This is a genomic window from Bradyrhizobium guangdongense (assembly GCF_006483445.1).
In the GTDB taxonomy this organism is placed as follows: Bacteria; Pseudomonadota; Alphaproteobacteria; order Rhizobiales; family Xanthobacteraceae; genus Bradyrhizobium; species Bradyrhizobium guangdongense_A.
This window is the reverse complement of sequence record NZ_PPPT01000132.1, coordinates 19,849-40,909: the sequence shown is the minus strand read 5'-3', so window position 1 is coordinate 40,909 and position 21,061 is coordinate 19,849. Positions and strand designations below refer to the sequence as shown.

Genomic DNA, 21,061 nt, shown 5'->3' with positions numbered 1-21,061 from the left:
CAGGCCGCCAAGGATCTCGGTTTCAAGGTAACGATGCAGAATCTCGACACCTCGGCCGCCATCAACCGCTTCATAAGCCAGCCTAATACGGTCGATATCGCTGACCTCGAGGGATGGCAGGCCAAGCTCGCCGCCAAGCGTAGCGTCATCCAGGGCATCGAGGTCAAGAAGATCAAGGAGTTCGACAACATCCTGCCGATCTTCACCAAGGGCGAGATTGACGGCCACAAGATCCCACGCCAGGGCATTTCGCCCTATGAGGCCATGTACATTGCGAAGCCCGACGCGACTGATCTCAACGACGGCGTTACGGAATGGGCGACCTTCCTGCCGCAGGTCTACAACGCCGACTCCATCGGCTATCGCCCCGACCTCGTCGGTCACGAGGTGACCGAGTGGAAAGACCTGATCGATCCGAAATTCAAGGGCAAGGCCGCGATCCTCGACGTGCCCGCCATCGGCATCATGGACGCCGCGCTGTGCTTCGAAAGCGCCGGCCTGATCAAGTATGGCAACAAGGGCAATATGACCAAGGAGGAGATCGACTTCACCTGCAACAAGCTGATCGAGCTGAAGAAGCAGGGCCAGTTCCGTGCGACCTGGACCACGTTCGACCAGTCGGTGCAGTTGATGGCTGCGGGCGAGGTGGTGATTCAGTCGATGTGGTCGCCGGCCGTGGCCGCCGTGCGCGTCAAGGAAATCCCCTGCGTCTACGCGCCCGTCAACGTCAAGAACGGCAAGGAGGGCTATCGCGGCTGGTGCAACGGCATGGGGCTGATGAAGCACCTCTCCGGCAAGAAGCTCGATGCTGCCTACGAATATCTCAACTGGTATCTGTCCGGCTGGCAGGGCGGCTTCGTCGCGCGCTACGGTTATTACAGCCCGGTGCCGTCGACCGCGAAGAAGTTTTTGACGCCTGCGGAATGGGCGTTCTGGTACGAGGGCCAGCCTGCGCCGGAGGTGATCAACGATCCCTACGGCGTGCCGATGGAGAAATCCGGCACCAAGCGCGACGGCGGCTCGTTCCTCGACCGCGTCAAGAACATCTCCTGCTGGAACACGCTGATGGACGAGGCCGCCTACATGAACAAGCGCTGGAACGACTTCAAGGTGGCGTAAATCCTGCTTTCCCTGACCTGACACGAGCGCCGGCGCGGCGACGCGCCGGCGGCAATAGACGACTTCAAGGCTTCGATATGCAGCCAAGTGCCAGTCCAGCTCAAACGTCCCCGCGCGCAAATCTCGCCGGCTGGCTCTATGTGTCGCCGCTGGTCCTGGTGCTCGTGCCGTTCTTCGTTGCGCCAATCCTGGTGGTGCTGGCTGCGAGCTTCTTCGCCACCGACGGGTTCGGCGGCCTGACGCCGGGCTTCACGCTTGCAAGCTATGTCGAGATCCTGCACTCGGCGCTGACGCTGAAGCTTTACCTGGCCACGATCAAGTTCACGGTGCTGACCTGGGTCTTCACGCTCATCATCGGCTTCTTCGTGGCCTATTTCCTGGTGTTCCACGTCCGCAACCAGTTGCTGGCGATCGGCCTGTTCCTGCTCTGCACGGTGCCGTTCTGGACCTCGAACATCATCCGGATGATTTCCTGGATTCCGCTGCTCGGCAAGGAAGGCCTGATCAACCAGGCGCTGCTGGCGCTAGGGGTGATCCGACAGCCGCTGGAAGTGCTGCTCTTCTCGGACCTCGCCGTCGTCATCGCCTATGTGCACCAGCTCACGATCTTCATGATCGTGCCGATCTTCAATTCCATGGCGCGGATCGACAAGAAGCTGATCGAGGCCGCGATCGACGCGGGCGCCAGCCGATTCGACATCATGCGCCTGATCGTGGTGCCGATGTCCAAGAGCGGCATCGCACTCGGCACCATCTTCGTGGTCTCGATCGTGATGGGCGATTTTTTCGTGGTCAAGGTGATGTCGGGCGGCGGCTCGGCGTCTGTGGTCAGCGCGTTCTACGAGGACGTCGGCGTGCTGCAATATCCGAACGCGGCCGCAAGCGCCGTGCTCCTGACGCTGGTGCTGGTCGCCATCGTGTCGCTGATCCTGCGCACCGTCGATATTCGCCGGGAGATCACCTCATGAGCGCGGTCACCGCCGACATGCGCGACACGATCGCACCGCCATCGACCAAGGCGATTGCGCCGAGCAAAGGCAATCGCCCCTGGACCTTCTACGCGCTGGCGACGCTGTTCGCGCTCTATGTGCTGGCGCTCTACGGTCCGATGATCTGCATCTACATTCTGTCGTTCCAGGATATCCGCGGCGGGTTGGTGTTCCCGATGAAGGGCCAGTCGCTGCACTGGTTCGTCGATCTCTTCACCCAGGTACGGACCGGCGACGTCAAGGGCTCGTTCGATCGCTCGATCAAGCTCGCGGTCATCGTGACCATCATCACGGTGGTGATCTCATTCCTCGCCGGCCTCGGTTTCCGCAAGCGGTTCTGGGGCGATGGCGTGGTGTTCTACATGATGATCGGCAGCCTGGTGGCGCCCGGGCTGGTGCTCGGGCTCGGCACCGGCCTCCTGTTCCAGGCGCTCGGGCTGAATGCGAGCTGGTACACGTCGGCGCTCGGCGCGCAGCTCTCCTGGACGCTGCCGTTCGGCGTGCTCGTGATGTTCGCGGTGATGTCGCGCTACAACCGTGCCTGGGACGAGGCGGCCTACGACCTCGGTGCGAGCCGCTGGCAGACCATCTGGCTCGTCATCGTGCCGGTGCTGGCGCCCGGCATCGTCGCGGTCGCGCTGTTCGGCTTCACTTTATCCTATGACGAGTTCGCCCGCAGCCTGCAGACGGCGGGCTCGCTCAACACGCTGCCGCTCGAGATCTGGAGCATGACGCTCAACGTCACCTCGCCTTCGCTCTACGCGCTGGGGACGGTGACGACGATCATCTCCTTCATCGTCATCGGCGCAAGTCTCGGCAGCATCGTGCTGATCCAGAAGCGGCGCGGCCGGGCGGCGGAAGGCTAGAGGTTTTCAGGGCATGGCAATCGAGCGCGGCGATATCGAACTGGCGGGTGTCTGCAAGAGCTTTGACGGCGTGACCAATGTGGTCGACGGCGTCAATCTCAAGATCGCCGACGGCGCCTATTGCTGCTTCATCGGCCCCTCCGGCTGCGGCAAGACCACGATTTTGCGGATGATCGCAGGGCACGAGGATCCGAGCGCCGGCGAGATCGTGATCGGCGGCCAGAACGTGGTCGGGCTCGCGCCGGTGCAGCGGCGTACCGCGATGATGTTCCAGTCCTACGCGCTGTTTCCGCATCTAACCGTGCGCGACAACATCGCCTTCGCGCTGCGCGTGCGCGGCATGTCCAGGGGCGACCGGCTGCGCGCCGCCGACGCCATGATCGAGAAGGTGCGGCTGACGAGCTTTGCCGACCGCCTGCCGGCGCAACTCTCCGGCGGCCAGCAGCAGCGCGTCGCGCTGGCGCGTGCCGCGATCACGGAGCCGCGTGTGCTGCTGCTGGACGAACCGCTGTCGGCGCTCGACGAGCAGCTCCGCGTCCAGATGCGCCAGGAGTTGCGGCGGATGCAGCGCGAGCTCGGCATCACCTTCATCCACGTCACCCACACCCAGCTCGAGGCGATCGCGCTCGCCGATCTCGTCGTGGTGATGGAGCACGGCAAGATCAAGCAGGCGGGAGCCGCGCGCGACGTCTATGCCCACCCGCACGACCGCTACGTCGCCGAGTTCATGGGCGGTCAGAACGTGCTGTCCGGCCGGGTCGAGAAGGTCAATGGCGCCAGCTTCACGCTCGCGCAGGCTGCGTCCGACGGGATCGAGGTGCCGCTTCAGGCGCGCGCCAAGGTCAGCATCGGCGACCAGGTCGATATCGCCGTGCGCCGTGACGACATTGCACTGGTCCGTCCGGGCCAGGCGCTGCCGGAAGGCTGCGCGACCTCACTGCCGAGCCGGGTGCTCGCGATCGAATATCAGGGCTATTTCGTCAAGGTCATGCTCGACACCGTGCCCGACGACGAGTTCGTCGCCTACGTGCCGGAAAGGACCTTCTTCGCGGATCCCCTCACCGTCGGCGACGTCGTGATGGCCACATGGGCCACCTGCAGCGCCCGTCCACTCGCCCAAAGATCCGTCGCGCAAAGGGAGTTTTGATCGTGCAGATATCCTTCACACTCAACGGACGGCCAACCACGGTCGAGGCCGAGCCGGCGACCCTCGTCGCCGACCTCTTGCGCGAGCAACTCAATCTTACGGGCACCCATATCGGCTGCGACACCAGCCAGTGCGGTGCCTGCGTGGTGCATCTCGACGGCCTGCCGGTGAAGAGCTGCACGCTGCTCGCGCCCGCGCTCGACGGTGCGACGCTTCTCACGATCGAGGGCCTGCAGGGCGCGCCCGGCTCGAACCTGATGCACCCGATGCAGGAGGCGTTTCGCGAGCATCACGGCCTGCAATGCGGCTTCTGTACGCCGGGCATGCTGATGACGGCGATCGCGCTCGCGACCGAGAAGCCTGATCTGACCGAGGCCGACGTCCGCCACGGCCTCGAGGGCAATATCTGCCGCTGCACCGGCTACCAGAACATCGTCGTTTCCGTGATGGCCGGCGCTGCCGCCATGAACGCCGCCAAGGGAGGTTGATCGTCATGGGCAACGTCATCGGGATCGGGGCGGCACCCAAGCGGAAGGAAGACCAGCGCTTCCTCACCGGTCGCGGCAACTATGTCGCCGACATCAAGCGGCCGGGCATGACTGCGGGCGTGTTCGTGCGCTCGCCGCACGGACATGCGGTGATCCGCGGCATCAACAAGAGCGCGGCGCTGGCCGCGCCCGGCGTGGTCGCCGTTTTGACGGGTGACGACGTTGCCGCCGACAAGTTGGGCTCGCTGCCCTGCGGCTGGGGCATCACCGACGCCAAGGGCGTGCCGATGAAGGAGCCGCCCTATCCGATGCTGGCGCAGGGCAAGGTCCGCTTCGTCGGCGACATTGTGGCCTTCGTCGTCGCGGAGACGCCGGAGCAGGCCAGCGCCGCCGCCGAGCTGCTGACAGTCGACTATGAGGTCTTGCCCTCCGTCGTCGGCGTGCTCGATGCGGTCGGGCCGGGCGCACCGCAATTGTTCGACGACGTGCCGAACAATATCTGCTGCGACTGGGAACTCGGCGACAAGGCCGCGGTCGAGACCGCGTTCAAGAAGGCGGCGCATGTCGCAAAGCTCAGCCTGGTCAACAACCGCCTGATCGGCAACCCGATGGAGCCGCGTGCGGCGATCGCCGAATACGAGCCCGGCACCGATCGCTACACGCTGTGGACCACCAGCCAATTCCCGCACGTCGTGCGCTTCCTGATGGGCGCCCTGGTGCTGAACATCCCGCAGCACAAGCTGCGCGTGGTGGCGCCTGATGTCGGCGGCGGCTTTGGCGTCAAGCAGTTCCACTATGGCGAAGAAGCCGTGATCACCTGGGCCGCGAAGCGGGTGAGGCGGCCAATCAAATGGGTCGCGAGCCGCTCCGAAGGCTACGTCTCGGATCGCCATGGCCGCGATCACGTCACCGAGGCCGAGCTCGCGCTTGATGAGACCGGAAAATTCCTCGCTTTCCGGGTCAAGACGCTCGCCAATATGGGCGGCTATCTCTCGACTTTCGGGCCGAACATCCCGACCAATCTCTACGGCCCCCTGCTGGGCGGCGTCTACACCACGCCGGCGATCTACTGCAACGTGAAGGTGGTCTTCACCAACACCGTGCCGGTTGACGCCTATCGCGGCGCAGGCCGTCCCGAGGCGACCTTCGTGCTGGAGCGCATCGTTGACGTTGCGGCGGCCGAGATGGGCATCGACCGCGTCGAGATCCGCCGCCGCAACATGATCCCGAAGGAAGCCTATCCCTACCAGACGCCGGTGCTGGTGCAGTACGATTCCGGCGATCCGGTTGGATGCCTCGACGGCGCGCTGGTCGCGGCCGACGTGAAGAATTTTGGCGCGCGCAAGGCGGCGTCAGCCAGCAGGGGCAAGTTCCGCGGGCTCGGCTACTCCACCTATGTCGAAGCCTGTGGGCTGGCGCCCTCGCGCTTTGCCGGACGGCTGGGTGCGCGCGGCGGTCTCTACGAGAGCGCCACGGTGCGGGTGCATCCGACGGGGCAGGTGACGGTGCTGATCGGCACCCACAATCACGGCCAGGGTCACGAGACGACCTTTGCGCAGATCGTCTCGGACAGACTGGGCGTGGCCTTCGAGAATGTCGACATCGTGTTCGGCGACACCGATCGCGTGCAGTTCGGCATGGGCACCTATGGCTCGCGTTCCCTCGTCGTCGGCGGTGCGGCGCTGTCGAAAGCCGCCGACAAGGTGATCGTCAAGGGCAAGAAGATCGCAGCGCATCTGCTCGAAGCGGCCGAGGTCGACATTCAGTTCGAGGCCGGCAAATTCTCGGTGGCCGGCACGGATCGCACGAAAACGTTCGAGGAGATCGCGGGCGCGGCCTATGTGCCGCACGACTATCCGCTCGAAGTACTGGAGCCGGGGCTGGAGGAGCAGGCCTATTACGACCCCGTCAACTTCACCTATCCCGGCGGCTGCCATATCGCCGAGGTCGAGGTCGATCCGGAGACGGGAACGGTGACGCTCGTCAACTACACCGCGGTGGACGACGTCGGCACGGTCATCAACCCGATGATCGTCGAGGGACAGTTGCATGGCGGCATCGTGCAGGGCGTCGGCCAGGCCCTCTATGAGAACGCGGTCTATGACGAGGGCTCCGGCCAGCTCCTGTCGGGATCGTTGATGGACTACTGCATGCCGCGTGCCGACCATTTGCCGATGATGACGGTCGCGACGCATTCGACGCTGTGCACGCACACGCCGATGGGCGTGAAGGGTTGCGGCGAGGTCGGCACCATCGGCTCGCCGGCGGCCGTCATCAACGCGGTCGTCGATGCGCTCTCGCATCTCGGCGTCACCCATGTCGACATGCCCGCGACGCCGAACCGGATCTGGCGCCTGCTCCAGAACGCCTCATTGCCGGTTGCCGCGGAATAGGGAGGACAACGAAAATGAAACCGTTTGCGTATCACCAGCCCGGTCAGATCCCGGAAGCCGCCAAGCTCCTGATCTCGGTCGAGGACGCCAAGATCCTTGCGGGCGGCATGACATTGTTGCCGACCCTGAAGCAGCGTCTCGCCAACCCGCCCGCGCTGATCGATCTGTCAAAACTCGGCAACCTCAAGGGCATCACCGACGAGGGTGCCACCATCACCATCGGCGCGATGACGCCGCATGCGGTGGTTGCCGCTTCCAAACTGGTGCAGACAAAGCTGCCGGCGCTTGCGGCGCTGGCATCGATGATCGGCGATCCCGCCGTGCGCAACCGCGGCACGATCGGCGGCTCGGTCGCCAACAACGATCCGGCGGCCGACTATCCGGCTGGCGTCCTCGGCCTCGGCGCCACCGTCATCACCAGCACGCGCGAGATCACGGCCGACAAGTTCTTCCGCGGCCTGTTCGAGACCGCACTGGAACCGAATGAGATCATCACCGCGATCCGCTTTCCCCTGCCGTTGAAGGCGGGTTACGCAAAGTTCAAGGCGCCGGCGTCGCGTTATGCGCTGGTTGGCGTGTTCGTCGCGAAATTCGCCGATGGCGTCCGCGTCGCCGTAACCGGCGCGGGTCCCGGCGTGTTCCGCGTTCCTCCGATGGAGGCGGCGCTGTCGCAGAATTTTGATCCGTCCGCGATTGCGGCGATCAAGATCGATACCGATGGCCTGACCTCCGACATCCACGCTGAAGCCGATTACCGTGCCCATCTGGTGACGGTGATGGCCAAACGCGCGGTGGACGCGGCGCTGACGTAAAACTTCTGGGATTGATGATGACTGATGGTACCGGACGAACGGCTTCACAGCCGGCGCCGACTGGCCTCGGCGCGCTCTCTGCGACCGAGATCATTGCCGGCTACAAGCGCAAGGCGTTCACCCCGCGCGACGTCGTCGACGACACGATTGCGGCGCTGAAGGCAACCGATGAGGCCTGCAACACGGTGGTGACGCCGATGTACGAGCAGGCGAGGGCGGATGCCGATCGCCTCACCAAGGCGATGCGCGCAGGCGAAGCCAAGGGGGCGTTCGCCGGCGTGCCCGTCACGATCAAGGACCTTGTGTTCGTTGCCGGCGTGCCCGCCCATGGCGGCTCGCCGATGAACAAGGCCTTCGTACCTGACGTGGACGCGGCCGTGGTGTCGGCGCTCAGGGCATCCGGCGCGATCATCACCTGCAAGACCACCACTTGCGAGTCCGGCTACAAGCTCACCGCTGACAGTCCGGTGACGGGCACCACGCGAAACCCCTGGAATCTCGACCGCACCAGCGGCGGATCGAGTGGTGGTGCGGCCGCCGCCGTTGCGGCCGGCTGCGGGCCGATTGCGATCGGTACCGACGGCGTCGGCTCAATCCGCGTGCCGTCATCGTTCTGCGGCGTATTCGGCTTCAAGCCGACATTTGGTCTGGTGCCGCGCTCGCCGGGATTTTCGCCGCCGTCCTGGGCCTCGCTCGCCCATACCGGGCCGATCACGCGCACCGTGACCGATGCTGCGCTCGCGCTGGAGATCATCGCGGGCTACGATTTGCGCGATCCCGCGAGCCTGCCGGTGTCGCCGCGCCGCTTCGACACCAGGCCGGGACCGCTGAATGGCGTTCGCATCGGCGCCAGCGTCGATCTCGGCTATGCCGCCGTCAGTCCCGACGTCCGCGCGGCCTTCAACACGGCGGTCGCCATTCTGGAGTCCTGCGGCGCGCTGATGAGCATCGATGGCCCGGGGCTGGACCCTGACATCCTCGAGCACACGCTGAAGCCGATCGCCTTCACCGAGCAGGCCGCTGCCGTTGCGAGCCGAACGACGGCCGACCTCGCGGGCTCCGAGGCCGACTATCGCGAGGTCGTCAGCGCCGGACGGCACTATAGCGGCACCGACTATATCGAAGCCGGCTATCGCCGCGGCCAGGCGCGCACTGCGTTTCTAAAACTGTTCGAGCGCGTCGATGCGCTGATCACGCCGACGGTCGCGGTGACGGCGTTCGAAGCCGGCCAGCTCGGCGTTAACAGGATCGACGGCATCACGGTCGACCCGCATCTCGGCTGGTCGCCCTTCACCTGGCCGATCAATCTCGCTGGGCTTCCGGCGGCGACGCTGCCATGCGGCTTCGATCGCGACGGCATGCCGATCGGCCTCCAGATCGTCGCGCATTGGCTGGACGAGCCGACGATCTTCAAGATCGCCGCTGCGTTCGAGGAAGCGCAGCCCTGGTCGAAATTCTGGCCACAGCTGGCGCTCCGTGAGCAGAGCCGGGCACACGCCAAGGCGTGAAGATCAAGCCGGGCCGTCCTCGCAAATTCGATGGCTTGACGGACCGAGCTTGATGTTCGCTGTGCGCGTGGGTGATGAACAGCTCCCGTGAAGAGCTATCCATCAGATCTTATGCTCACCAAAAGTTCCCCGGCGATGATTTCCGGGTCTCCAAGATCAAGGTCAAACATGCTCGCTTGAACGAACTCCCGCACCTTGTCGTTCGCCGCATGGGCGCTTTCGCGGTCCTCGAAGATCATCACCCCGACCGCGACACCGTCGCCGCCATCCAGAACGTAATAAGACTTGAATCCAGGCGAGTCCCTCAGGATCTGACCGACGCCGCTCTTGGCGCGGCGCGCGGCGTCCGCCACCGAACGAACCTTGGTGTACTTTCGAATGAACATGTACATCAGGCCACCGTTGCGTCTCGGTTCCCGCCGCCACGTCTCGAAGCATATCCTAGTTGCGAGCAGGTCCCAAACGCCCGATATGCGCGTCCAGGCACACGCTGCACTTGTATCCTGGCGTGTTGCGGGCGAGTATTGCCTTCGGCGTCGTCTCGCGCGGCATGGTGATCGCGGGGAGAGGCAGATGAAATTTCTGCGGTGACGGCCTTCAGCGATTGCGGCTGCAATTCACCTCGACACAATTCAGGAAAGCTCGATCGGGATGCCCCGGCCGCTCAACTCCTCGTCCAGCCGCAAATAATGCGCGAGGTAGTCGTGCAGCGCGGTCGCGGCCTTCGAAGTTGCGCCGCTGGATTTGTACAGCAGCAACTCGACCTTCGGCAGCGGCGGCAAGCCCTCATTGGGTCCGATCTCCCGCATCGACGGCACCAGCGCGCTGCGGCCGAGCACGGTGACGGCCATGCCGGCGAAGGCGGCGGCCTGTAGGCCCCCGACGCTCTCGCTGACGCAGGCGATGCGCCAGCGCAGGTTGGCGCGCTCCAGCGTGTCGATGGCGTAGTCGCGATAGATATTTCCGGGTGGTAGCAGCGCCAGCGGGATCGGCCGCTCCTGATGCGCGGCGGACTGATCGCCGGTCATCCAGACCAGCTGCTCGCGCCGCACCACCTGGCCGCCGGTGAAATCGTTCATGCGGGTGACCAGCGCGATGTCGACGTCGCCGCGTTTCACGAGCCCCACCAGCGGCGTGGACAACGCGCAGTTGAGCTCGACCTGGATGCGCGGAAAGGACTTTCGGAACACGCTGAGGATCGAGGGCAGCATGAAGGCCGCATAGAGATCGGGCGTACCGAGCACGACCTGGCCCTCGATCTCCTGCGAGGCCAGTTGCGAGATCAGCTCGTCATGCAACCGCAGGATGGACTTTGCGTAGGTCAGGACCGTGGTGCCGTCCTCAGTCAGCGTCAGCCGGCGTCCGCTGTGCAGGAAGAGCTGCTTGCCGGTGAGCTCCTCCAGCCGCTGCAACTGCAGCGTGATCGCCGGCTGGGTGCGGCCGAGCCGGCGCGCCGTCTCGGTGATGCTTCCGGTGTCGACCACCGAGATCAGCGACCGGAGCATGCGGATATCGAGGCTGATGAGGTTCATGCGCTGCCTGTTTCGCCCAGAATTTCTGCAAGTTCCGTGCTACCGGTAAAGGCAAATCCCCTTGGGACGATCCGCCGCGGCAGGCCTTTGCCTCAGCAAATGACATGAAGCCGCCTGGTGCGGCCGACGGCGAGGGAGTGCACCGCCATCAGTTCCATCGTCGAATTGCCCTTTGTTGGGCCACGAACAAACCTGCTGCCGCCATATTTCGCGGCGACTGATCTTCCATGACGGGAGGCGCTCTGATGAACAAGGCTTTGATCGCTGGGATCGTGATGCTGGCGTTCGTGCCAGCAGGTGCGGCTGCGCAGGAACGCGCGGGCGATGCTGCACTGGGAGCCGTGTCCGGTGCGATCGTGCTGGGGCCGGTCGGTGCAGTCGCGGGTGCGTTTGTCGGCTATGCCGCAGGCCCCTCGATTGCACGCTCATGGGGTCTCAGGGGAGGTTCGCGATCGGCGACGCGGCAGCGGACGCGCGGTGACGCCAATCGGGCTGTGAACGCCACAACACCAGCGCGCACGCGTGAGGCGATGAACGCCAATGGCCAGATGCGGCCTGCTGCGGCTCCGCCGGTTCAGGCCGCCGCACCGGTTGCGCCGCCTGCGCCGAAGCCGACCTCGGCGGCGCCGCCCGTGCAGAGTTTTGACTGAGACTCAATTAGCTTAGTCCCAGAATCTTCTGCGCGGCGCGCAGATGTGGCTTGTCGATCATCTGGCCGTCGAGCCGCAGCGTGCCGGCGTCGGGATTGCCGGCAAATGCGGCGATCACCTTCTCGGCCCACGCGCGTTCGGCGTCCGTCGGCGCGAAGGCCGCGTTGACGATGTCGACGTGTTTTGGATGGATCAGCGCCTTGGCCGAAAAGCCGTCGCGCCGCGCCGCGCGCGTTTCCGCTTCCAGACCTGCGAGATTATCGATGTCGGTATAGACGGTGTCGATCGGGGCGACCTCGGCTGCGGCCGCCGCCATCAGGCAGAGATCGCGCGCAAGACGATAGGGGCTGTGGAAGACGCCGCTAGAGGCCTTCTCGGTGGCGCCGAGCGAGGCCGACAGATCTTCGGCGCCCCACATCAGGCCGGCGAGGCGAGGGGAGCAGTTCTTGTACGAGCCGAGCCCGAAGATCGAGCCAGCGGTTTCGGTGGCGACACAAACGATGCGGGTCGCGCCGATCTTTGAGCCGGCCGCCGCCTCGAACGCATCCAGCCAAAGCCCGACCTGCCGCACATCGTCGCCGCCCTGCGATTTCGGCAGCACGATGCCGTCGGGCACGCCGGGCATGATAGCGGCGAGATCGGTCAGGGTCATGCCTGTGTCGAGCGCGTTGACGCGCACATAGAGCTGATGCGGTCCGCGCTGCCCCTTGAGCATCGCGAGTGTGAGCTTGCGCGCCTCGTCCTTCTTCTCCGCGACGACGGAATCCTCGACGTCGATGATCAGTGCGTCGGCGTTTCCTTGGCTGGCCTTTTCGAATTTGCGCGGGGAATCGCCCGGCACGAACAGCATGGAGCGCATCAGACCGGCCTCTTGTGCATCAGCGCCATGCGGCGGCATTTGCCGACGATCTCGTCATTCTGGTTGAGGGCATGGTGTTCGAACTCGACGATGCCAGCCTTGGGCCGCGATTTGGACTCCCGCACCGACAGCACCTTCGTCGTCGCCCGCAACGTATCGCCATGGAAGACCGGCTTTGGAAAGGTGACGTCGGTCATGCCGAGATTGGCGACGGTGGTGCCCATGGTCGTGTCATAGACCGTCATGCCGATCATGATACCGAGCGTATAGAGGCTGTTGAAGATGCGCTGGCCGAATTCGGTCGACGCCGCGAAATGCGCATCAATGTGCAGCGGCTGCGGGTTGAGTGTCAGCAGGCTGAACATGGTGTTGTCCATCTCGGTCACGGTGCGGGTCAGCGGATGCCTGAATTCCTGCCCCACGGAAAACTCCTCGAAATAGAGCCCGGCCATCCTGTCTCGCTCCCTTGGTTCTTCTCGTTGGCGCATAGCTCCATGCGCTGTTCCTATCCTTGACAGAATACGCACGTTTAGCTCAAGCAGGAAATGGCGTGACGGGGAGGTCCGTGGCGCTTCGGCGGTTGCGGCTCTCGTCAAGGAGATCAAGAGCATGGATTTCGCGCTCACCGACCAGCAGGAGTCGATCCGCGACGCCGTCGCAAAAATCTGCGAAAACTTTCCTGATGCCTATTGGTTGAAGAAGGATCACGACGGCGGTTTTCCGCACGATTTCCATAAGGCCTTAGCCGACGCCGGCTGGCTCGGCATCTGCGTGCCGGAAGCCTATGGCGGCTCGGGGCTCGGCATCACCGAGGCTGCGATCATGATGCGGACCATCGCAGAATCCGGCGCCGGGATGTCGGGCGCGTCAGCCGTGCATATCAACGTGTTCGGCCTCAATCCCGTCGTGGTGTTCGGCACCGAGGAGCAGCGCAAGCGCATGTTGCCGCCGATGGTCGAGGGCCGCGAGAAGGCGTGCTTTGCCGTCACTGAGCCGAACACGGGCCTCAACACCACGCAGCTCAAGACCCGTGCGGTGGCCAAGAACGACCGCTACATCGTCAACGGCCAGAAGGTCTGGATCTCCACCGCGCAGGTCGCGCACAAGATATTGCTGCTGGCGCGCACCACGCCGCTGGAGGAGGTGCGCTCGCCGACGCACGGGTTGAGCCTGTTCTACACAGACTTCGACCGCAAGCGGATCAAGGTCCACGAGATCGAGAAGATGGGGCGCAAGATCGTCGATTCCAACGAATTGTTCTTCGAGGATTTTGAGATCCCGATGGAGGATCGCATCGGCGAAGAGGGCAAGGGTTTTCAGTACATTCTCGAGGGCATGAACCCCGAGCGCATCCTCATCGCCGCGGAAGCGGTCGGCCTCGGCAAGGTGGCGCTGTCACGCGCGACCGAATATGCCAAGACACGCGTGGTGTTCAATCGCCCGATCGGCAAGAACCAGGGCATCCAGCATCCGCTCGCCGTGAACTGGGTCGAGCTCGAAGCCGCCTGGCTGATGGTGATGTCGGCGGCCTGGCAATACGACAAGGGGATGCCCTGCGGCGCTGCCGCCAATGCCGCAAAATACCTGGCAGGCGAAGCCGGTTTTTCGGCTTGCGAGCAGGCGGTGATGACCCATGGCGGTTTCGGTTACGCCAAGGAGTTTCATGTCGAACGTTACCTGCGCGAGATCCTGATCCCGCGCATCGCGCCGGTCAGTCCGCAGCTCGCGCTGAGTTTCATCGCGGAGAAGGTGCTCGGCCTCGCAAAGTCGTATTAGAGCGTTTTCCAGCGAAGTGGATGCCGGTTCGCGTCAAGAAAACGCGTCAAAACAAGAATCTAGAGCTCCGTTCCGATTCCATCGGAACGGATAAAGCTCTAGCCGTCGTCGCCTACTTGGTCCCGAACATCCGGTCGCCGGCATCGCCGAGGCCCGGCACGATGTAGCCGTGGTCGTTCAGCCGCTCGTCGATCGCCGCGGTCCAGATCGGGATGTCGGGGTGCTCGAGCTGGAATTGCGCGATGCCCTCGGGGGCCGCGAGCAGGCAGACGAAGCGGATGTCCCGGGCGCCGCGCGCCTTGAGCAGCGATGCCCCCGCGCAGGCGGAGTTTCCGGTTGCCAGCATCGGATCCATCAGGATCACGGTGCGGTCAGAGAGGTCCTGCGGCGCCTTGTAGTAGTATTCCACGGCCTGCAACGTGGCGGGGTCGCGATAGAGCCCGATATGGGCGACGCGCGCCGAGGGCACCAGCGCCAGCATGCCGTCGAGGAAGCCGACGCCGGCGCGCAGGATCGGCGCAAAGGTCAGTTTCTTGCCGGCAATTTTTGGCGCCTGCATCGTCGTGATCGGGGTATCAACTTCGACGAGCTCCAGCGGCAGGTCGCGCGTCACCTCGTAGCACAGGAGCATCCCGATCTCGTTCAGGAGCTCGCGAAAACCCTTGGTCGAACGGTCCTTCTCCCGCATCAGCGAGAGCTTGTGCTGGATCAGGGGGTGGGTGACGACGTTGACGCTGCTGATACTCATGCCAATCGATCTACACGGTTCCACAGCGATGCGCCAGCGGAGGCGCTATCCGCAGTCCTGTCCACCCGGCATCGCGACCGCGGTTCGCGCCCGGCTGCCTGCCTCGCAGGAGGACGCGGCGAAATCCTAGGCTAGGCGCCAAGCCCGCGCGCGAGCAGGGTGACCACGAGTGTCAGGATGCCGCCCCAGATCAGGCTCAGCGTCACCGTGAGGATGGTCGTGGTGACGACCTGCTCCAGATTTGCCTTTGCAAGTTTCATGTCAATTGCCTCGAGGCGCGGCGATCCGCATGCCGAACAGCAAAGCGGCCACCAGGCTGATCATGAGGATGATCTTCAGCTCGATCATGTCGCGAACCTCAGGAACCGCCTGGCCAGCGCGGTCAATTGCGCCAGTGCGGCGATGACGGGATTGCCGTGGTTGTTGATGTCGAGCTCGACGGGGGTCGACGGAAAGATGAGCGCGCAGCGCGCCGGCCTGCTTTGGGCGTTGGCAAAATCCACCGCAAAACCCTTGAGCAGGAAGATGCCGCCCACCCGGCCTCGGGCGTCGCGTGCGACCCAGAAGCCGGCCCTGTTGCGGCCGATGAAGAAGGCCGGAATCGCCTCGCTGACGATATCGGGGTCGAGCGACTGGAAGTCTGGCTTTGGCTCGCTCATGACCATGGCGGATTGCTTGGCGAACGCGCCGGAGTCCGGCTGCGGGTGAGGCACGGCATTGAAGGCGATTGCGGCCATGGCGGTTTCCCTGGAGAGCTGCGGCCACTTTGCGGCGCCGCACCGTAGGAATGCGAGAGGGCCGGTGCCGGCCTGGTATAGGAAAGTCATAAAGGCGGTTCCGTGGGGACGATCGATCAGGGGTGAAAGCGCCAGAGATGAGCCGCGGTCTTGAGCGCGATCAGGAGCGTCAGCACGCTGCCCGTCGAGAGGATCGCAAAGAGCTGCAGGCAGAAGCGCCCAGCAGTCGTGGCAAGGGTGCCGAGGATGGTTGCCTCGTCAGCGGAATGAATCGGCCGTTCGAGGCGATGCGTGAGCATCGACATGGTCTGTCCTTCCTGATGTGTGGGCTAGCCGAAATGATCGCAGCCAACGGGCTCGTAGCGCGGGTCTAGGGCCGCTCTCACCGAGGGCACGCTCGGCCGGCTCGCCGCCGCTGCCAGCGTCTGCGCCTCGGCGAAGGCCGAGAGCAGGGCGATGGCGAGATCCGGATGCCGGGCGTCGACCGCACTGTCGAGCCAGTCCGGCAGTTCGCGTTCCCGCGAGAGCGCGCAATGCCATTCGCCGTCGTCATAAGCGATGCGGCGGACCTGCCACAGAGGCAGCTCCAGGGCCATCAGCGCCAGCGTTGCGTCCGCCCAGGCTCCGGCGTCGATCAGGCGTGCGAGGCGAGCGGTTCGTTCGCTCGAGCCGAGTGAGGGGATGCGCCGGCAGGCCGTGTCGATGACGTCAAGCATCAACGGTCGCGTCATGGCTGGCGCACTGCGCAAGCGGGCGCCAAGCGCGGCGGGGTCGTAGTCTCTGGTGTTGGCGGACATGGTCGTGTCCCGTTGTCGTGTCGATCACGCGAGGTGATCTTCATGGCCAAGATGGGACGGAACGGCATTTGAAAACGAGGGGAGGAGAGGGAGAGAGAAATAAGGATTTCATAAGTGGGGGCAGGGTGTGGTGAGGGAGGCAGACTTGCATTCCCACCCACAACTGTCGTCCCGGCGAAGGCCGGGACCCATACCCCCAGGCAGCAGTCGTTGCGCAAGCTGCCAACCACGAGTCTTCGCCAAACTTCTTCCTGAGGGGTATGGGTCCCGGATCGGCGCGCGCTTGGGGCGCGCTTGTCCGGGACGACAGTGGTTTGTGTGGCAGCAGCGCGTGCCTGCGGCGTTGTTCTACCTCACCGCCTTTATGGAATTCCTATAACGTCGCCATGGGCCACATCTCGAAAACCTATGCCTCGGGTGGCACTTGTCCCACCGTTCGCGCGGTAATCCGATTCATCGCCGCGCTGCTGCTGAGGTACGTCCGATGTTCGACATCATCATGCTGGCGCTGGGTTTTGGCTTCTTTGCTCTTGCGGTCGGCTACACCTACGCCTGCGAACGGCTGTGACGGGAGGGCGGTCATGATTTTCGACTATTCGCTCGCCGGCGCCGTCTCGCTCGGGCTGCTCATCTACCTCACCTACGCGCTGCTGCGGCCCGAGCGGTTCTGAGCCGTGTTTCTGCTGCTCAAACTGCTTGCGGCGGATGCCGTGCTCGTCGCGCTGCTGCTCGCGTTGCTCGCAGCCCTCCTGCGCACGCGACTCGCTCTTAAAGGTTGAACTCCCATGACTGTCATCGGTTGGCTCCAGATCATCCTGTTCTGCGTCATCGTCCTCGCGCTGACAAAGCCGCTCGGCTGGTACATGACGCGCGTCTTCAACGGCGAGCGCACTTTCCTGTCACCGGTGCTGCGCCCGGTCGAAACCGGCCTCTACCGCATCTCGGGCGTCGACGAGACGCGCGAGCAGCACTGGCTGACCTATACGGTCGCCATGCTGCTGTTCCACGTTGGCGGTTTCCTGATCATCTACGGACTGATGCGCCTGCAGGGTGTACTGCCCTTCAATCCGGCGGGGCAGGGCGCGGTTGCGGAGGATCTCTCCTTCAATACCGCGATCTCCTTCATCACCAACACCAACTGGCAGAACTACGGCGGCGAGAGCACGCTGTCCTATCTGGTCCAGATGGTCGGCCTGACGCATCAGAATTTCCTGTCGGCGGCGACCGGCATCGTGCTGGCGGTGGCGTTGATCCGCGGCTTTGCCCGGGCCTCGATGCGTACCGTGGGCAATTTCTGGGTCGATGTCACGCGTTGCACTCTCTACATCCTCCTGCCGATCTGTATCGTCTACACGCTCTTCCTGGTTTGGCAGGGTATGCCGCAAACGCTCGGCGACTATGTCGAGGCGGCCACGCTCGAAGGCGCCAAGCAGACCATCGCGGTCGGTCCGGTCGCGTCCCAGGTCGCAATCAAGATGTTGGGCACCAATGGCGGCGGCTTCTTCAACGCCAATGCGGCGCATCCCTTCGAGAACCCGACCGCGCTCTCGAATTTCGTGCAGATGCTGTCGATCTTCGTGCTTGGCGCGGCGCTGACCAACGTGTTCGGCCGCATGGTCGGCAACCAGCGCCAGGGCTGGGCGATTCTCGCCGTAATGGGCGTGCTGTTCGTCGCCGGCGTTGCCGTGTGCTATTGGGCCGAGGCCAACGGCACCTCGACGCTTCAGGCGTTGGGTCTTTCCGGCGGCAACATGGAGGGCAAGGAGGTTCGCTTCGGCATCGTCGCGTCCTCGCTGTTCGCCGTGATCACCACGGCCGCCTCCTGCGGCGCCGTCAATGCCATGCATGACAGCTTCACCGCGCTCGGCGGCATGATTCCGCTGATCAACATGCAGCTCGGCGAGATCATCGTCGGCGGCGTCGGCGCGGGCATGTACGGCATGCTGCTGTTCGTCATCCTCGCGATCTTCGTCGCGGGCCTCATGGTCGGCCGCACGCCGGAATATGTCGGCAAGAAGATCGAGGCGCGCGAGGTCAAGATGGCGATGCTCGCCATTCTGATCCTGCCGCTGCTGATCCTGGGCTGGACTGCGGTCGCCGTGGTCTACCCGACCGCCGTGGCTTCTATGGCGAATGCCGGTCCGCACGGCTTCTCCGAAGTGCTCTATGCCTTCTCGTCGCAGACGGCGAACAACGGCTCTGCCTTCGCTGGCCTCACGGGCAACATCGTCTTCTACAACCTCACGGGCGCATCCGCGATGTTCCTTGGCCGCTTCTTCATGATCGTGCCGGCGATGGCGATCGCGGGATCGCTCGCGGCGAAGAAGTCGATCCCGCCGTCGAGCGGGACCTTCCCGACCACCGGTGGCCTGTTCGTCGGCCTGGTCGTCGGCGTGATCCTGATCATGGGCGGGTTGACCTTCTTCCCGTCGCTTGCACTCGGCCCCATCGTCGAGCATCTCGCGATGAACGCCGGCAACGTCTTCTGATCGAATTTTCGGAGTGACCTCCATGGAGCCAGTTTCTAAACCCAACAAGCGCATGCCGGTCTCGGCGATGCTCGACCCGAAGATCGTGGTGCCGGCCATCGGCGCTGCCTTCACCAAGCTCGATCCGCGGGCCATGATCAAGAACCCCGTGATGTTCGTGGTCGAGATCGTGGCTGCGCTCACCACGGTGATCTTCCTGCGCGACCTCTTCACCGGCGGAGAAAATCTCGGCTTTACTTTCCAGATCATTCTCTGGCTGTGGTTCACTGTGTTGTTCGCCAATCTCGCCGAAGCCGTCGCCGAAGGCCGCGGCAAGGCGCAGGCCGAAACGCTGCGCAAGACCCGCACCGAGAGCCAGGCCAAGCTGCTGACCGGCTCCGGGCGCGACTTCAAGCTGGTCGCGGGCACCAGCCTGAAGGTCGGCGACATCGTGCTGGTGGAAGCCGGCGACACGATTCCTTCCGATGGCGAGGTGATCGAGGGCGTCGCCTCCGTCAACGAGGCCGCCATAACAGGCGAATCCGCGCCGGTCATCCGCGAATCCGGCGGCGACCGTTCGGCGGTGACAGGCGGCACGCAGGTGCTGTCGGATTGGATCCGCGTACGGATCACGGCGGCACAGGGCTCGACCTTCATCGACCGCATGATCAGGCTGGTGGAGGGTGCCGAGCGGGCGAAGACGCCGAACGAGATCGCGCTCAACATCCTGCTCGCCGGCCTCACCATCATCTTCGTGTTCGCCACCGTTACCATTCCGAGCTACGCGGCCTATGCCGGCGGCTCGATTTCGGTGATCGTGCTGGTCGCGCTGTTCGTGACGTTGATCCCGACCACGATCGGCGCGCTGCTCTCGGCGATCGGCATCGCCGGCATGGATCGGTTGGTGCGCTTCAACGTGCTGGCCATGTCCGGCCGCGCCGTCGAGGCCGCCGGCGACGTCGACACACTCCTGCTCGACAAGACCGGCACCATCACGCTCGGCAACCGCCAGGCCACCGCCTTCCGTCCCGTGCGCGGCGTGACCGAGCAGGAGCTGGCGGACGCGGCCCAACTCGCCTCGCTCGCCGACGAGACGCCGGAGGGCCGCTCCATCGTTGTGCTCGCGAAGGAGAAATACGGCATCCGTGGTCGCGACATGGCCGAATTGGGCGCCACCTTCATTCCGTTCACGGCGCAGACCCGCATGAGCGGCGTCGACGCCGGCGGCTCATCGGTGCGCAAGGGCGCGGTCGATGCCATGCTCAACTATATCGGCGGCGGCGCGCCGCTCGCGGTTGCCTCCGGCAATGCGGCGCGTGCAACGCAGCCGGCGGGGCTGTCGGATCTCGGCCGCGAGATCCAGGCGATCGCCGATGACGTCTCGAAATCCGGCGGCACGCCGCTGGCGGTCGCCAAGGACGGTCGCTTGCTCGGCATCGTCCAATTGAAGGACATCGTCAAGGGTGGCATCCGCGAGCGCTTTGCGGAACTGCGCCGCATGGGCATCCGCACCGTCATGATCACCGGCGACAACCCGATGACGGCGGCCGCGATCGCCGCGGAAGCCGGCGTCGACGATTTTCTGGCGCAGGCGACGCCCGAGGACAAGCTGAAGCTGATCCGCGACGAGCAAGCCAAGGGCAAGCTGGTGGCGATGTGCGGCGACGGCACCAACGACGCGCCTGCGCTGGCGCAGGCCGATGTCGGCGTCGCCATGAACACCGGCACGCAAGCCGCGCGTGAGGCCGGCAATATGGTCGACCTCGATTCCAACCCGACCAAGTTGATCGAGGTGGTCGAGATCGGCAAGCAATTGCTGATGACGCGCGGTGCGCTGACCACGTTCTCGATCGCCAACGACGTGGCAAAATACTTTGCGATCATCCCGGCGATGTTCCTGGCGTTCTATCCGCAGCTCAACGTACTCAACGTCATGAACCTGTCGAGCCCGCAGAGCGCGATCCTGTCGGCGATCATCTTCAACGCCTTGATCATCATCGGCTTGATTCCGCTGGCACTGAAGGGCGTCGCCTACCGCGCCGTCGGCGCCGGTGCGCTGCTCCGCCGCAACCTGCTGGTCTACGGCCTCGGCGGCATCGCCATTCCCTTCGTCGGCATCAAGGTGATCGACCTCGTGGTCACCGCACTGCATCTGGCCTGAGGAGGCCCATC

General features: G+C 64.4%; 23 protein-coding genes. 14 read left to right on the top strand and 9 right to left on the bottom strand.

Annotation, left to right across the window (positions count from 1 at the left end; translation table 11 throughout):
- The 8 genes from C2U70_RS19320 to C2U70_RS19285 form a co-directional block, all read left to right on the top strand.
- Positions 1-1,119, top strand: a 1,119-nt coding sequence (locus C2U70_RS19320) for an ABC transporter substrate-binding protein (RefSeq protein ID WP_140980013.1), incomplete at its 5' end; no start/stop codon positions are given.
- Positions 1,120-1,196: 77 nt separating this feature from the next.
- Positions 1,197-2,087 carry an ABC transporter permease gene (locus tag C2U70_RS19315; RefSeq protein WP_140980012.1) on the top strand — a complete coding sequence of 297 codons (891 nt, stop codon included), beginning with the start codon at positions 1,197-1,199 and terminating at the stop codon, positions 2,085-2,087.
- The gene (locus C2U70_RS19310) at positions 2,084-2,974 is read left to right on the top strand and encodes an ABC transporter permease (RefSeq protein ID WP_140980011.1); all 891 of its coding nucleotides are present in this window, start codon (positions 2,084-2,086) and stop codon (positions 2,972-2,974) included. The genes C2U70_RS19315 and C2U70_RS19310 overlap by 4 nt, the downstream gene beginning before the upstream one ends.
- A gap of 13 nt (positions 2,975-2,987) precedes the next feature.
- Positions 2,988-4,121 carry an ABC transporter ATP-binding protein gene (locus tag C2U70_RS19305; protein WP_140980010.1) on the top strand — a complete coding sequence of 378 codons (1,134 nt, stop codon included), beginning with the start codon at positions 2,988-2,990 and terminating at the stop codon, positions 4,119-4,121.
- Positions 4,122-4,123: 2 nt separating this feature from the next.
- A complete protein-coding gene (locus tag C2U70_RS19300; protein WP_140980009.1) occupies positions 4,124-4,609 on the top strand; it encodes a (2Fe-2S)-binding protein in 486 nt (161 codons plus the stop codon).
- Between the two features lie 5 nt (positions 4,610-4,614).
- Complete coding sequence (locus C2U70_RS19295) at positions 4,615-7,002, top strand: xanthine dehydrogenase family protein molybdopterin-binding subunit (protein WP_140980008.1); 2,388 nt, start codon at positions 4,615-4,617, stop codon at positions 7,000-7,002.
- A gap of 14 nt (positions 7,003-7,016) precedes the next feature.
- Positions 7,017-7,814 (top strand): FAD binding domain-containing protein, encoded by a 798-nt coding sequence (locus tag C2U70_RS19290; RefSeq protein WP_140980007.1) that lies wholly within the window; start codon positions 7,017-7,019, stop codon positions 7,812-7,814.
- A 17-nt stretch (positions 7,815-7,831) separates the two neighbouring features.
- Positions 7,832-9,322 carry an amidase gene (locus C2U70_RS19285; protein WP_140980006.1) on the top strand — a complete coding sequence of 497 codons (1,491 nt, stop codon included), beginning with the start codon at positions 7,832-7,834 and terminating at the stop codon, positions 9,320-9,322.
- Positions 9,323-9,417: 95 nt separating this feature from the next.
- Here C2U70_RS19285 and C2U70_RS19280 read toward each other — a convergent pair whose 3' ends face one another.
- A complete protein-coding gene (locus C2U70_RS19280) occupies positions 9,418-9,714 on the bottom strand; it encodes a hypothetical protein (RefSeq protein WP_140980005.1) in 297 nt (98 codons plus the stop codon).
- Between the two features lie 240 nt (positions 9,715-9,954).
- On the bottom strand, positions 9,955-10,854 hold the full coding sequence (locus tag C2U70_RS19275; RefSeq protein ID WP_140980004.1) for a LysR substrate-binding domain-containing protein: 900 nt from the start codon (positions 10,852-10,854) through the stop codon (positions 9,955-9,957).
- A gap of 245 nt (positions 10,855-11,099) precedes the next feature.
- Here C2U70_RS19275 and C2U70_RS19270 point away from each other — a divergent pair, with 245 nt between their 5' ends.
- Complete coding sequence (locus tag C2U70_RS19270) at positions 11,100-11,504, top strand: hypothetical protein (RefSeq protein ID WP_140980003.1); 405 nt, start codon at positions 11,100-11,102, stop codon at positions 11,502-11,504.
- 7 nt (positions 11,505-11,511) lie between these two features.
- On the opposite strand, the gene C2U70_RS19265 is transcribed toward C2U70_RS19270, so the two are convergent.
- Entirely contained in the window at positions 11,512-12,363 is an 852-nt protein-coding gene (locus C2U70_RS19265; RefSeq protein WP_186294359.1) for an HpcH/HpaI aldolase/citrate lyase family protein, read from the bottom strand.
- The gene (locus tag C2U70_RS19260; protein WP_140980001.1) at positions 12,363-12,815 is read right to left on the bottom strand and encodes a MaoC family dehydratase; all 453 of its coding nucleotides are present in this window, start codon (positions 12,813-12,815) and stop codon (positions 12,363-12,365) included. The genes C2U70_RS19265 and C2U70_RS19260 overlap by 1 nt, the downstream gene beginning before the upstream one ends.
- Positions 12,816-12,972: 157 nt before the next feature.
- Between C2U70_RS19260 and C2U70_RS19255 the strand changes: the two genes are divergently transcribed.
- Complete coding sequence (locus C2U70_RS19255) at positions 12,973-14,139, top strand: acyl-CoA dehydrogenase family protein (RefSeq protein WP_140980000.1); 1,167 nt, start codon at positions 12,973-12,975, stop codon at positions 14,137-14,139.
- 112 nt (positions 14,140-14,251) lie between these two features.
- On the opposite strand, the gene upp is transcribed toward C2U70_RS19255, so the two are convergent.
- The 5 genes from upp to C2U70_RS19235 form a co-directional block, all read right to left on the bottom strand.
- On the bottom strand, positions 14,252-14,887 hold the full coding sequence (upp, locus tag C2U70_RS19250) for a uracil phosphoribosyltransferase (protein ID WP_140979999.1): 636 nt from the start codon (positions 14,885-14,887) through the stop codon (positions 14,252-14,254).
- Between the two features lie 131 nt (positions 14,888-15,018).
- Positions 15,019-15,147, bottom strand: a complete 129-nt coding sequence (locus tag C2U70_RS33695) for a hypothetical protein (RefSeq protein ID WP_283810388.1) — start codon at positions 15,145-15,147, stop codon at positions 15,019-15,021.
- Positions 15,148-15,231: 84 nt separating this feature from the next.
- Complete coding sequence (locus tag C2U70_RS19245) at positions 15,232-15,624, bottom strand: hypothetical protein (RefSeq protein WP_186294358.1); 393 nt, start codon at positions 15,622-15,624, stop codon at positions 15,232-15,234.
- A 116-nt stretch (positions 15,625-15,740) separates the two neighbouring features.
- Complete coding sequence (locus tag C2U70_RS19240; protein WP_140979998.1) at positions 15,741-15,929, bottom strand: hypothetical protein; 189 nt, start codon at positions 15,927-15,929, stop codon at positions 15,741-15,743.
- A gap of 24 nt (positions 15,930-15,953) precedes the next feature.
- Complete coding sequence (locus C2U70_RS19235) at positions 15,954-16,421, bottom strand: hypothetical protein (protein ID WP_140979997.1); 468 nt, start codon at positions 16,419-16,421, stop codon at positions 15,954-15,956.
- Between the two features lie 424 nt (positions 16,422-16,845).
- Here C2U70_RS19235 and C2U70_RS33070 point away from each other — a divergent pair, with 424 nt between their 5' ends.
- The 4 genes from C2U70_RS33070 (at position 16,846) to kdpB (ending at position 21,050) form a co-directional block, all read left to right on the top strand.
- On the top strand, positions 16,846-16,989 hold the full coding sequence (locus C2U70_RS33070; protein ID WP_186294357.1) for a hypothetical protein: 144 nt from the start codon (positions 16,846-16,848) through the stop codon (positions 16,987-16,989).
- Between the two features lie 13 nt (positions 16,990-17,002).
- On the top strand, positions 17,003-17,092 hold the full coding sequence (locus C2U70_RS19230) for a K(+)-transporting ATPase subunit F (RefSeq protein ID WP_042340291.1): 90 nt from the start codon (positions 17,003-17,005) through the stop codon (positions 17,090-17,092).
- 114 nt (positions 17,093-17,206) lie between these two features.
- Positions 17,207-18,910: a potassium-transporting ATPase subunit KdpA gene (gene kdpA, locus C2U70_RS19225; protein ID WP_140979996.1), complete on the top strand. Its 1,704-nt coding sequence runs from the start codon at positions 17,207-17,209 to the stop codon at positions 18,908-18,910.
- Between the two features lie 22 nt (positions 18,911-18,932).
- Positions 18,933-21,050, top strand: coding sequence for a potassium-transporting ATPase subunit KdpB (kdpB, locus tag C2U70_RS19220; protein WP_140979995.1), 2,118 nt, complete (start codon positions 18,933-18,935; stop codon positions 21,048-21,050).
- Positions 21,051-21,061: the final 11 nt, after the last annotated feature.